At 68.1% G+C, this 12,982-nt stretch carries 7 protein-coding genes and 1 pseudogene; 2 read left to right on the top strand and 6 right to left on the bottom strand.

Annotation, left to right across the window (positions count from 1 at the left end; translation table 11 throughout):
- Nucleotides 1-23 precede the first annotated feature (23 nt).
- Entirely contained in the window at nucleotides 24-1,610 is a 1,587-nt protein-coding gene (locus QHF85_RS43680) for a CocE/NonD family hydrolase (protein WP_281333418.1), read from the top strand.
- A gap of 24 nt (nucleotides 1,611-1,634) precedes the next feature.
- On the opposite strand, the gene QHF85_RS43675 is transcribed toward QHF85_RS43680, so the two are convergent.
- Nucleotides 1,635-3,680: a hypothetical protein gene (locus QHF85_RS43675; protein WP_281333417.1), complete on the bottom strand. Its 2,046-nt coding sequence runs from the start codon at nucleotides 3,678-3,680 to the stop codon at nucleotides 1,635-1,637.
- A gap of 323 nt (nucleotides 3,681-4,003) precedes the next feature.
- Here QHF85_RS43675 and QHF85_RS43670 point away from each other — a divergent pair, with 323 nt between their 5' ends.
- The gene (locus tag QHF85_RS43670; protein WP_281333416.1) at nucleotides 4,004-4,795 is read left to right on the top strand and encodes a M15 family metallopeptidase; all 792 of its coding nucleotides are present in this window, start codon (nucleotides 4,004-4,006) and stop codon (nucleotides 4,793-4,795) included.
- Nucleotides 4,796-4,810: 15 nt separating this feature from the next.
- Here QHF85_RS43670 and QHF85_RS43665 read toward each other — a convergent pair whose 3' ends face one another.
- From QHF85_RS43665 to QHF85_RS43645, 5 genes and pseudogenes are all read right to left on the bottom strand, one after another.
- Nucleotides 4,811-6,454 carry a clostripain-related cysteine peptidase gene (locus QHF85_RS43665; protein ID WP_281333438.1) on the bottom strand — a complete coding sequence of 548 codons (1,644 nt, stop codon included), beginning with the start codon at nucleotides 6,452-6,454 and terminating at the stop codon, nucleotides 4,811-4,813.
- A gap of 16 nt (nucleotides 6,455-6,470) precedes the next feature.
- Complete coding sequence (locus QHF85_RS43660) at nucleotides 6,471-7,937, bottom strand: hypothetical protein (RefSeq protein ID WP_281333415.1); 1,467 nt, start codon at nucleotides 7,935-7,937, stop codon at nucleotides 6,471-6,473.
- Nucleotides 7,938-8,103: 166 nt separating this feature from the next.
- On the bottom strand, nucleotides 8,104-9,492 hold the full coding sequence (locus tag QHF85_RS43655) for a hypothetical protein (protein WP_281333414.1): 1,389 nt from the start codon (nucleotides 9,490-9,492) through the stop codon (nucleotides 8,104-8,106).
- Nucleotides 9,489-10,586: a multiheme c-type cytochrome gene (locus QHF85_RS43650; protein ID WP_281333413.1), complete on the bottom strand. Its 1,098-nt coding sequence runs from the start codon at nucleotides 10,584-10,586 to the stop codon at nucleotides 9,489-9,491. Before QHF85_RS43650 ends, QHF85_RS43655 begins: the two co-directional genes overlap by 4 nt.
- A pseudogene (locus tag QHF85_RS43645) lies at nucleotides 10,583-12,982 on the bottom strand (hypothetical protein); the annotation flags it as partial. The gene QHF85_RS43650 and the pseudogene QHF85_RS43645, both read right to left, overlap by 4 nt.

Genomic DNA, 12,982 nt, shown 5'->3' with positions numbered 1-12,982 from the left:
GCTCTTACCGAGGGACGCAAAACATGAAAAAGTTTACTACGGTGGTGCTCGGCACCATTGCGGGACTGGTTTGTTCGCAAAGCGCGCTGGCCGCCGGGAGCGTCACATTCGACGATCAGATCGTCATCACGTCGGCGGACGGAACCGAGATCGCCGCCAACCTCTTCACGCCTGCCACGACGAGCTCGAACGCGGCGCTCCCGACGATCATCTTCGTGAATAGCTGGGCGCTCGAGGAGCACGAGTACCTCGTCCAGGCGAGCAAGCTGGCGCAGGACGGCTACCTCGTCCTCAGCTACAGCGCGCGCGGCTGGGGGCAGTCGAGCGCATTCGCGACCGTGGGCGGGCCCGAGGACATGGAGGACCTGTCGGCGATCATCGATTGGCTCGACGCGAACACGCAGGCCGACATCTCGAACATCGGCATCTCCGGGATGTCGTACGGGGCGGGGCTCTCGCTTCTCGGGCTCGCGCACGAGCCGCGCATCAAGACCGCGGCGGCGCTGAGCGGATGGGGCAGCCTGCCGGACGCCCTCTACGGCGGCGAATCGACGAGCCTCGTATGGGGCACGCTCCTCGTCGGCTCGGGCTTCCTGCTCGGGGAGATTTCGAGCGACATCCCGGTGTACTTCGGCGATCTGCTCGCGGGGACCGACGTCTCCGAGGCGCTCGCCTGGGCGGAGGACCGCTCCCCCCTCACGTACGTGGACAAGATCAACGCGCGCAATGCCCCCGTCTACATCAGCAACAACTTCAACGACGAGCTGTTCAAGCCGAACTCTTCGCTGAAGTTGTATTCACTCCTCACCGGCCCCAAGCGAATCGACGTCAACCAGGGCATCCACATCAGCGCCGAGGCGACGGGCCTGCTCGGGCTCTCGAATTACGTGTGGGACAACGTCCACGACTGGTTCGATTACTGGCTCAAGGGCGTGGACAACGGCATCGCGGATGAGCCGCCGGTCACGATGGAGCTCCAGTCCTCGCACCAGCGCGTCTCATTCGAAGACTGGCCGAGCGCGAGCGTCAGCACGAAGACCCTCTACCTGGGCCCCCGCGGCTTGATCGGCGACGGCTCCCTGCGGAGCTCTCCCTATACATCGACGTACACGAACTCGATCTTGTCGGGCGCCGACTCGATCGCCACGACGGGCATCCCCATTCTCTCGGCCGCGCTCGACGCGCACCTCGACCTCGAAGTCTCGGCCTGGCTGCCCGCGGCCTCCGACGTCAATTCGATCACCTATGAGACCTCGTCCCTGAGCTCCCCGCTCAAGCTCCGCGGCGTCTCGACCCTCGACGTCTGGATATCTCCCTCGCATTCGAAGACCCAGCTCGTCGCCTACCTCTACGACGAGGATGCCTTGGGCAACGGGAAGCTGATCTCGCACGGCGTGAGGACGCTGCACAACGCGACGCCCGGGCAGGACGTGAAGATGTCCATCGAGCTCGTCGCGGCGGGCTACGACGTGCCCGCCGGCCACCGCCTGGCGCTCGTGCTCGACACCTACGACCCGCTTTATCAGCCGGCTTCGCTGGGCGTGCACCAGGTCAACATCCGCTACAGCTCGTCGAAGCAGTCCGTGCTGAAGCTCTCGTACGACCCTTGAAACGGGGCTCGGGCGAGCCGCTCGTCATTCGGGCCGGCTCGCCTTGCCGGCCGCGCGAGCCTTCTCGATGCGCGCAAGCTCGTCGACGATGGAAAACCCTTCCACGCGAAATGCGGCGCAGGCCGGGTCGGTGACCTGGCGAGCCACGTTCCCGACCACGCATCGAAATTCGTCACATGCTTTGCCCGTGCAGGCAAACCGGCCGTCGCCCGCCTGTGCGAAGGAGCCATCGGCGCGAACGCCCATCGTGAGCACGAGGGCGCCATGGGGGGCAAATACGTCGATCGTATCGGCACCGCGCGCGGCCACGAAGAAGCGACCCTCCGGATCCGCGCCGATATGAGCGGGCTGTGAGTGGGTGGCGAACGATTCGTAATGCGGTTCGGCGCCGTCCGTGGCGGGAAGGGTCACGATCGTGACGGAGGCCCCGGACCTCCCGGCCCGGAAATCGTGCCCCACGACCCAAAACCGGCGCTCTTTCTCGAGCCAGCCCATGGGCAAGTCGAGAGGGTCGGACGTACTCCAATCCGGCGCCGGAAAGCTCCGCAGCGTCTTGCCGGTGGACAACTCGATCTCGTCGAACGAATTGTTGTACCTTGTGCTCTGGTCCTTCAGGTGCACCGTGAAGGCCGTCTTCCGAGCGCTCGACAGGACCAATCCGCGATAATCGTTCTCGGCTTTGCGATCGCTACAGGGATTCGGCGATGGAGCGCCGGGCGCGCAGCTCCGCAGGAACACTTGCCCCGTCCGCGTGTCGACCCACTGGAGCCCTTGCTTGCCGCCGGCAATCAGCACTTGTGGACGCCCGGCGTTCTCGAACGAGATGAAATCCGGCCTGAACTGCGAGACGGCAGTGATTTTTTGCCACGTGAAGCCGGGTTTGCCTGGCTTTCGCTTGCCTAGCGAAAGGACGTACTTGCTGGCGTCGAGCCCCGCGTACGTCGCCATGAGCGCCTCGTTGCCACGGCTGAAAAGAACGCCCTGCCCGGTCTTCGCCGAATCGAACACGAAGCCGGTGTCCTCGAGGTGAAAAATCTTCTCCTTCGTGTACGCATACAGATCCGAGCCCGATCCGGCGAAGAGTACGTCAGCATCCGCCGCGCCGGGCGGCGGGGAAAGCGGCGCGGGGAGGCCCAGGCGGCCCACATCCACGGAATGAGCCTTGGGCAGCTCGCCCGGCGCGCTGATACGGTGGGTGAGGGAGCTCCATACGATCCGACGGCCCCCGCCGATCCAGTTGAATTGGCTCGTCAACGGATAGGTGTCGTCCGTTCTCTGGTACTTGCGCGCGTCCGTCAAATGTTGCTGCAATTGACAGGCGCTCGCGTCCTTGATCAGGCGAAAACGCCGGGAGACGTCGGCGTTTTCCTCGAGGTTGCTCTGCTCGTCGACCAGGATCGTCGGCATCTGCTCCGCATTGTCATCTGCGAAACGAGCGCACGACGCTCGCACCCTCCCGACGATGCGCCCCACGTCGTCGAACACCAGGAAGTGGGGGAACTGCTGCCAGTACCGGTATGCATTGACGAGCGTATGACGCCGTCCTTTCGACACTTCCTGAGAGTCATGGTTCGACCACGAGAAAGGAAAGTCCGTGAACGTCCATGCCTCCGAGGCGCCCATCGCTCCCGTACGCTCGTCGAGCGCGACGACATGGCAGTTGGTCTGCGAGCGCGCGATCATCTGCATGCAGCGGGTCGCGAAGAGGCCGCGCGGGCCGAGCGTCAGGAGGTCGTCATTTTCGGTCGACGACGCGCCGGTTTGGATGTTCGGCATGGCCGGCAGGGTGCGCGACCAGATCCGCGTGCGCGTGGCGAGGTTCCACCGTTCCACCACCCGCGCCGACGGTGGCCGGATGATGTTTCCCTCCCAGACGGGCGCGGCGACCGAAGCGAGCACGATGGCGTCGGCGCCATTCGACGTGAGAACAATGCTCCGTGTGTTGAGGTTGTTCACGGGAAGCGAGGCGACGGCGACGAACCGCCCCGGATCGACAGCCTCGCCGGCGTTTTGCCTGTCGAAGAACGTCAGATGGTTTTCACCGGCCCAGATCACCTTCCGCTCTGGCAAGGAAAGGAGGCGCGTTCCCCCCACTTGCCACGGCTGAAAGACCACGGTCACCGGAGGCGCGGCCGGTGGGCTCGGCGGTGCCGCGGGCGTGCTTTGCGCGATCGGTGGTGTGGTGCTGGTGCTGGTGCTGCTGCCGCTGCAACCGATTGCGACGAAGCCGGCGAAGAATCCAAGCCATCGCCGAGCGGTAAGGCCAAGGAAAGAGCTCACCCGGGCCGTAAACCACGGTCTGTCGTGCTCGTCAAGGCAGCGGCATCGGCAGCGGTGACGGAATCCCGCCGCTGTCCCTTCCCTCCGGCCCGATCTGCGTGTAGAACTCCGGCGTGTCCGCCCGCTCCCCGCGCCCCGACGACCGAAGGCTGAAGCGCGCCTCGCGCCTGCTCTTCGCGGCCGCCCTCGGCCTCGTCTGTGCCGCGCCCTTCGTCACCGGCGAGCTTCCCATCGCCGAGGCCAAGGAGGCGAAGGGCAAGGCCAAGCCCAAGGCCGAGAAGAAGGCCCCCGCCGGCAAGGGTGTGTTCGAGCACGGTTGCCGCGTGCAGAGCCCGCAGAAATTCCTCGAGCGCCGCACGTTCGTCTCGAAGGGCGCGCTGGACGGCGGGAAACACGCGAAGGCCGTGCAGTTCCTCGCCACCCATTACGGCAACGTCGGTGACGACGTCACGCGCAAGCTGAACCCGAAAGGCGCGCTCCCTCAGGCCGTGACCGTGCAGTTCATGGGCCTCCCGGTTTCGGTGCACGCGAAGGTCGCGCCCGCGCTCGCCTGCGTCGAGAAGAAGATCAAGAAATCCTGCACCGGCGCCTCCAAGTACACGCCGCGCGCCCTCGGGGGCTTTCGCGGGGCGAATACCTATCGCGGCATCGAGATCTCGAACCACCTCTTCGGCATCGCGCTCGACGTCGACCCCGACCGAAACCCGTGCTGCGGCTGCGTGGACCCCTGGCCGAGCCACCCGAAATGCAAGCAGAAGTCGCGCTCGCCCTACGACCGCGCGGCGATGCCGAAATGCTGGATCAAGGCATTCGAACGGTTCGGCTTCGATTGGCTCGGGCACGACGCGCTCGAGGACACGATGCATTTCGAGTTCCTCGGAGATCCGGACAGGATCAAGAAGTAGGCGGGGCGGGCGAGATCAGAGGCCCTCGCAGGGATCCTCGCCCGCGGGCCCATTCGGCCACGGCTTGCCCGTCCGGCACGCCTCGGCCTGGTCGACGCACGCCTCCAGCATCTTCGTCCAGCCCGTGCGTTTCTCGAACGACGTCGCCCGGTACGTGTCCATCAGCGAACGCCCATTCTCGCGGAGCAAGAGCTCGAATGGATTGCCCCAGAGCACGCTCAGGCCGCCGAGCCGCGCGCCCGTGCGCGGCTCCAGGCGCTGGGCCTCGACCACGAACGGGCTCAGCGCGTGGAAGCCGGAGAGGCGGCGGTACTGGTCACCATATTGCAATTGCTCGCCCCAGGGCTCCGATTTCGTCCAGAGGTGCGGCCGGCCGATGACCGTCAGCACCTCGCGCGCCGCCGCCGCCACGTCCGGGCCGACGATCACCGAGCCCGAGCCGCCCGGGCCGCAATGTGCGGGATCCGCGAGCCGCTCGAGCAAGGCCACGAGATCGACCGACGCGTCGGAGGCCGTCGTGCGCGTCCGCGACCGCTGCCGCGAGCGCCCGCCGTGCGACGCCGACGCCGCGGAAGCGACGATGCCCGCCCCGCCGCAGGCCTCGGTGAGGAGCGACGTGACATCCTCGCAGCGAAAGCCCCGAGGTCGCTCCCGGCGCACGGCCGTGACGAGGTCGGTGAGCGCTGCTTCGAGCTTGCCGATGCGGCGCAGATCGAGGCCGACGCTCGTGACCGAGGTGCCGACGTATGCGCGTCCCGCCGTCGAGACGCCCTCGATGTAGGCGCGCACGTAATCGGTGACGACTGTCTCCACGAGCAAGCGTGGGCTCGCCGCGGGGCGATCCTGCGCGATGTAGCGGAGCGCGCTGTACGGGTGACCTGCGTCCGGCACCGTCTCGCGCGAGGCGATCATGTAATCGGCGACGCCCGCGAGCGACGAGGCCACCTCGACGGCGCCGAGCCGGCAGACGTCGAATGCGACGACGTCGATGCGGTTCGACGCCCCGATCCCGCCGAGGCCGGGTCTCGTGCGGATCTCGGTCTCGATGACCCTCGACGCCTCGCCGAGCGCCGCCGAGAGCCCCTCCAGGGACAAACGTTTTCCTTCGCCCGACGTCGCGTCGTCCGCGAGGCCCGCGAAACCGTCGCCATGGCCCGTGAACGTCACCCAGTAATGGCGCGCCGGGTACATCCGCACGCCCTCCACCAGGAAATCACGCAGCGTCGCCATGTCGCTCGTGTCGGTCTCGCCGAGGACCATGACGCCCGGCTCCTCGTTCTCCCGGCCCGGAGGCCGGATCTCCTCGCGATAAAGCGAGTATCGCTCGGAGGGGCGGGGCCTGCCGTCGTCGCCCACCTGGAACGGCGCATAGTCGCGCTGCACGAGGATCCGGAAGAGGGCGCTGCCGCCGAGGCCGTGCTGCCATTCGAGCGCGTCCTGATCGAACGCCGAGACGAGGTTCGGATCGAGGTCGTCGTTCGCCGCGAAGACGAGCCACGTCCATTCCGCGGTCCAGAGCGAGGGCGGCCCGCGACGGAGCTCCGCGCTGCTCTGCTCGACCGCCGGCGCCGTCTCCACGACGCCCGCCGAGGGGCCCTCGGGGGCGCACGCCGCGAGGCCTGCGGCGAGCGCCCCGAGGGCGATCACGTGTCTTCCCATCACGGCCTTTCGTGTCCTACCGGCCATTGCGCGAGAGGCGCAGGATCTGCTGGAGCACCACGTACGAGATGTTGGGGTTGTCGGAGCGTCCGCTCGTATCGTCGCCGGCCTCGTCGCTCGCGTCCGGGAACGCCGACATGAAAAGGAAGTCGGGATGCAGCTCCTTGCTGTTCGGTCCGACGCCCGTCGGCGACTCGGTCCATTCGCCGCCGAGGATCGTGCCGCGACCGTCGAGCTCGAGCACGTAATTGAGCGAGACCTCGGCCAGGGGGCGACGACGCTGCAGGGGCGGCACGAGCATCTGCTCGATGGACGCCGCGTAATTGACGAGGTAGATGCTCGTGCGGATCCGCGCGAACCGGGTGGCGTTCTCGTTCCACCGGTAGGTCCGGCAGCCGGACGAGGGGCCATTGCCGTTGCAGACGAGCTGCGAGGCGCGCCTCTCGTCGATCTCCTCGTTCTCCTGGACGCGATATCGTACGACCGGGAACGTCCAGACCTCGTCGCCGTACGCGTAATCGATGACGAACGGGAGCTTCTCGCGCGGACCGCCGAGGTTCGCGAGCGCGGGCGCGCCGCGGCCCATGAGGCCCGTCAAGGCGATGTGCAGCGTGCCGGGGTTGACGTCGCGGCAGGCGGGGGTCGTCGGCCGTCCGACGTTGTCCCGCGTGATGTCGTCCTCGGGCACGTTGCAGCGGTTGCCGGCCATCGTGGAGGAGTCGTGGAAGTAGACCTCCGAGAAGAGCGCCTCGATGTCGGCCATGCGGAAGAGCACGCAGGAGCGGTCGCGCTCGCCGTTGCACTCCGCGATGCGCCCATTTTCGCGCCGGACGCGCACGTCGCGCATCGGAGCGCCGTTCTTCTCGGCCGTGGCGTACGACGACCAGCCATTGCAATGGCCCCACCACGACTCGGGGACCGTGGTCTGGTAGGTGCCGTGGTTCAAGAGCTCCCACGCGGTGGCGGGGCCCGCGACGACGATCGAGGGGCGGACCGTGCCCTGCCCGCGCTCGCGCTCCGGCCTGCGCATCTCCTCGGACGTGAACGCGCGGACCTGCGGGAGCCGCTGCGCTTCGCCCGGATTCATGAGTAGATCGTATTTTTCGACGGGCGAGACGTTGTCCGGATCGGAGCGGTAATCGCTGTAGTCCTTGTTTCGCGTATTCCAGCGAGCGGCGATGCCGTTGTCGCTCATCGGCCACCAGCTCGACGGGAAGATGGGCCGCGAGCTCTCGCCTGAATCCGCACCGGATTGGAGGCGCAAAAGCGCGCCCCGGAGCTCGGGGTGCAGCCGCGCGGGCCGGTTCGTCTCGTTCATGGGCTCTCGTCCGGGAGCCCGCGGCACGAGGATCTCGTGGGTTCGGAACTCACCGATCGACGCGAAATCCGGGCGGAGCCGCGGTTCTTGCGCCGAGGTCAGGCGTTGTGCGCCGAGGAGCGCGAATACGGACGCGACCAGAATGACGCTTCGGGTTCTGTTCATGGTGTTCTTCGTCCTACCAATACTGGCGGCCGTCCGAACACCACTGCAGAGCCCGGGCCAGCAGGCTCGGCTGAGAGCGTACCGTTTCCGCTCGCGCCGGCCCGAGGGCTGTGCAGGCGGAGAGCGATCGTCAAGGGACGGAATGAAACCGGAGAAACCCGGAAGTTCAGCGTTTTCCGCGCGGAACCTGGCGCGAGGGGACGTACGCGGCCTTCTTCTTGTTCCACGTCCACACGACTTCGAGCGGGCCCCCCGGCTCCGATTCGTCGCCGCCATACGGGACGCCGCGCACGCCGAAGCGGTCGAAGCTCTTGTCCTGGAATGCGGTGACCGAGGACCAGCCCGATGGCAGGAGGTCCGAATCCAGGGGCTCGGAGGTATTGCCCGTCGCGTCGACCGCGAGCACGCTCCACGAGGCGCTCGTCGCGCCGATCGGATCGATCATGTGCTCGTCGTACCCGAAGAAATGCACCATCTTGTTTCGCTCGACGAACCCTTTGGGCTCGCCCACGAGCAGAACGGTGTCGACGAGCTTCTTCGCCTTGAAGATCCCGACGTACGTGTCGAGCACGTGCACGTAGCCGAGCTCGAGATCGCCGAGCTTCGTCACGGGCTCCCAGAGGACCTGCTCGGTGGGCTCGAGCGACGTGCCGCCGTGCACGCGGTCGGGGAAATCGACGAGCTCGACGATGTTCGGCTGCGCGGGGTGATAGGAGAATGCCTGGTCGAGCGCGTGCATGCGGGCCGCGGCGCGGAGCTCGCCGTGCGGCTCGAAATCGATGCTTTCGGGCGCGCTGAGCTCCGCCCGCTGCTCGGGCGCGAGCGCCGGCGCCTTGTCGGCGGGCCCCGTGACCGCGGCCAGGGAAAACGTCGACGCCGGGGACTCGGAGATCCGCGGCAATGCCGAGAGCGGGAGGCTGATTTCGGTCGTGACCCGGTCGCCCTTCACCTTCGAGGCGACGATCGCATTCGGGACGGGCGAGAGGCCGCCTGCTTCGAGCCAGCGGAGGCCCTTGGCGTCGAGCCGGAAGAGCCGCTCGAAGCGCGCCGCGTGCCTGGCCGTGAATGCGGCGTGGAGGTCCAGCGTCGCCTTGCATTTCGTGGCGGCCTCCGGTTCGAGGCCCTCCGCGCAGTCGAACTTGTAAAAGGTGCCGTCCCGGCCCCATTCCCCGAGCGGCCGGAGCTCGGCGGCCGGCGCCGAGAGGGCGATCCAGAGGCCGTTTTTCGCGTCGCCGACGAGATCCGCAATGAGATGCGCGCCGTCTTTCGTCACGGAGAGCCTGACCGAGGGCGAACCCTGGCTCTCTCCCCATTCGTCGATCTCGCCGTCGATCACCGGATTCGGCGGCGTCGTCTCGACCCACGCGACGAGGATCTCGGGCTTCGGCGCCTCGGCGGGGGCCTCCGCCGCCTTCGCGGGCTTCGGCAGAGGCGCGACGACCGTCGGCGGCGTCGGCGGCGCGGAGCCGCACGACGCGGTGAGCAGGACGAGGGGGGCGGCTCCGGTGAGGAGCAAGAGCGAACGCGGGGCGAGCATGGCATTTCGTTTCATCATGGCGATGCGGGGGGGCTGGGGATACGGAGGGTGCCGGCGGCGACGACGATTTCGTCTTTTTCGAGGTCCACGCCGAAGGACGCTGCCAGGGTGGGGCCCATGCGCTGGTAGACGACCTCCCAGCGAATGGTTTGCCCCTCGATCGAATCGGGGAAAACGAGCACGGCGTCGCGCGGCGCGCCCGAGGCGGGGACACGCTCGTCGCGCACCTCGATCCGCGAGGCGGAGCCGCTCTCCGACCCTTCGAGGCGAAAGACGCGCTGGAGGGCCACGGCCGGGGCGCGGAGCGAGGTATTTTCCACGGACGAGGCGCGGATCTCGATTCTGCGGAAGAGGTCACCGGTGGGAAAAGCGTGGCCCACGGCGGCGGCGCGCAGGGTCACGACGATCGAGCGCGCGCTGCGCGGCGCGGCGGCGGCCATGACGGCCGAGCGGAGCAGGGCCGGATCTTCGCGCACTTCGAATCGATGTCCCTTGCCGGAGCGGCCACGCGCGCGGGCCACGGGCTTCATGTGGCAGGTTTGGCAGGGCGTATCGGCGTGCTGGCTCGCGCGGTGCTCCGTGAGGGTCGCTTGCATGCGCGCGCCTTTGCGCCGCGGAAAATCGAACTCGTGGCAGCCATCGCATGCGGCGGCCGTGTCGAATCCAGGCGCCGAGCGGCTCCGGTGCGGCATCGGTCCCGCGAGGACAGGCTCGCCCGCGAGATCCGCGTGGCACGTCACGCACCCGACGCCCATGGCGCGCGCGCCCGGATCCGGCGGCTTCTGGGGATCGGCCGCCGGCGCGTGGCAGCCGCGGCAAAACGGCAGGGGTTCGATCGAATAGGCGGCCAGGAAGACCGGATCCGTCCACGAGCGCTGGTGCAGCGATCCACGCCATTCGGCCGCCACGTCCTCGTGACAGCCTTCGCAACGCGCATTCTCCACCGCCTGCGAATTGTCCGCGGGGACGACGAGCCCGAGCGGCGCGGCCGTCACGCTCGCGACGTCTTCGCGCGCCGCCGGGGAAGGCGCGACCGCGCCCGCGCAGGCCACGAGCGCGAGCGCGCCCGAGGCGAGCGCGAGGGCACGAGGTGCGGACGCCGCGCGCTTCACTGACGGGCGTATTTCACGTCGGAGTTGTTCGGGTCCTGGAAGGCGAGGTGCACCCGGCCTTTGCCGTCGATCACGAGCGCGTTCGTCGAGCTCGAGTTCGAGAACTTGTCGATCGTCTGGAACGACCAGCCCATGGCCGATTTGCGCGCGTACCGCACCTCGCTCGTCGTGAAATTACCGAACACGATGTGCGGCGTCCCCTCCGCGTCGAGCCCAAGGGCCGGCGAAGACCCCACGGCGCCGTCGGCGAGCACGGTCTCGATCACCCACTGCGCGCCGTCCCAGAACGCGTATTTGAGATCGTTCACCATGCCGGCATCCAGGTACGCGATGTGCGGGTTGCCCGCCGCGTCGAGCGCGAGGCTCGTGGCGTTGGCGGTGCTGTCCGGATCGATCGTCTCGATGTTCCATTGCGAGCCGTTCCACGCGGCGTACTTGAGGTCGCGCGCGTCGAAGTCGATGTACGTGATCCGTGGATGGCCGTCCTTGTCCACCCGGAGCGAGCCGAAGCGCCCCATGTCGCCCGCCGTATCGACGGCCTGGACCTCCCACAGGGCCCCGGTCCACCGCGCGTACTTCAGATCGCTGTTCGTCGAGTCGAAATACCCGATGTGCGCATTCCCGGCCGCGTCGAGGGCGAGGTTGTTGAAGGCGCCGACGCTGCCCATCGAATCGACCGTCGTGACGACCCAGCTCGCCCCGTCCCATCGCGCGTGCTTGAGGTCCGTGTTCGTGGCGTCCCGAAAGCTCACCTGCGGCTGATCGTTCGCGTCGAGCGCGATCGAGTTGTCCCCGATGCTCCCGGTCGTGACCGTCTCGTGGACCCACGTCGAGCCATTCCACCGCGCGAGCCGGAGGAGGCTCCGGCCCGTGTCGGTGTAGCTGATGATCGGGCGGCCCGCCGAATCGACGGCGAGCGAGAGGTCGTTCCCCACGTTGCCCGCGCCCGCGACGATCTGCGGGCAGAAGCCGCCGCTGCACGCGACGCACGCTTGATGACGAAGCTTCAGGCCATTGTTATCGTTGACGAGGAGGAAGAGCCGGCCGACGTCGTCGGTCGTGGTGACGGCGCCGCCGCTCACGCCCGTGGAGATGCCGCGGCTCAGCCACGCGTCGTCCTCCGCGACGGACCAGAAAGGCGTGACGGAGCCGCCGGTCGCGTACATCTCGTAATTCATGCGCGCGCGCCCGTTCGGGTCCACGTAGACCCGCAGGTTGTCCGCGGCCCAGCCGCTCGCATTCGAATGCTGGACCGGCACAGACCACGTCCCGCCGCTGCGGCGGCTCACGTAGAGGCTGTCGCTTCCATTGGCCTCGCCGGCGCCCCAGGCGAGGTACACCGTCCCCGCGGCGTCAGCCGCGACGCCGATCTGCGGCTGGTGGTTGAAGCCCGAGCTGAGCAGCGATTTCGCGCCCGGCACGACCGACTCCGTCCACGTGCCGGTGTCCTTCCAGGCAATACGCGGCACGCTGCCATACGCGAGGATGACGCCCATCGTCGGGTGCAGCGTCATCACCGGCGTCTCGAGGCCATTGATGGAGAAAGGCACGGCCTCGCTCGTCCACACGCCCGCGACGCTCCGTTGCAGGAGGAATGCGGTGTTTCCGACGCTCGCCGCGACGTAAAGGACGCCCGCGTCGTCCGAGGCGACGTCGAGGGAGGACACGTTCGTCGACGGCGTCGTATCCGCCGCGCTCGTCGGCACGGGGATGAGCTCCTCGGCCCAGCTCATCCCCGATTTCACGGCCAGCCACGCTTGCTGAAGGCCCCCGCCGGTGCGCATGTACGCGACCGTGGGCGTGGCGCACGCGCCGAGCGCGAGGTGGGCCCGCGAGACCTCGGAACCCGGAGATGGGCCCGCGACGGCCACGGTCTCGACGACCCACGCGCCGCTGCGGTTCGTCGCATACTCCACGTGGACCGGGACGACTCGATTCGTGAACGCGGCGTGGACGAAGCCGGCCGGATCGACGCGGACGCGCGCATTGGAGATGCCCGTCACGGCCGTCGAGATCATCTCCTCGGTGAAGGTGTAGGCCTGGAAGCCCCCGGCGCAGCGCGCGAGCGGGGTGCTCGGGCAGGTGAAGCACCCGGCGATGCAGGCGCCATTGCATTGTTTCTGGCCGGCCGCGCAGGACGCGCCGCAGGTCGTGCCGTCGCAGGTGGCCATGCCATTCGGGACGGCGGGGCAGGACTCGCAGGAACTGCCGCAGCTCTCGAGGGCCGTATCCGGCTCGCACACGAGCCCGCATCGGTGCTCGCCGATCGGACAAACCGCGGCGCCCCCGCCGCCGCCGGCGCCGCCTTGGCCGGCCTCGCCGCCGCTGCCACCACTGCCGCCGCTGCCGCCTTGGCCCGCGACGCCGCCGCTGCCGCCCTGTCCCGCGACGCCGCC

Origin of the sequence: Polyangium sp. 6x1 (assembly GCF_029946515.1) — a bacterium.
Lineage (GTDB): Bacteria > Myxococcota_A > Polyangia > Polyangiales > Polyangiaceae > Polyangium.
This window is presented reverse-complemented; position numbering and strand designations above follow the sequence as displayed.

Bases quoted from the DNA above. Each gene is read 5' to 3' on its own strand.
- QHF85_RS43660 (WP_281333415.1), bottom strand. From the start codon at position 7,937: ATGAACAGAACCCGAAGCGTCATTCTGGTCGCGTCCGTATTCGCGCTC.
- QHF85_RS43655 (WP_281333414.1), bottom strand. From the start codon at position 9,492: ATGATGAAACGAAATGCCATGCTCGCCCCGCGTTCGCTCTTGCTCCTC.
- QHF85_RS43665 (WP_281333438.1), bottom strand. From the start codon at position 6,454: ATGGGAAGACACGTGATCGCCCTCGGGGCGCTCGCCGCAGGCCTCGCG.
- QHF85_RS43680 (WP_281333418.1), top strand. From the start codon at position 24: ATGAAAAAGTTTACTACGGTGGTGCTCGGCACCATTGCGGGACTGGTT.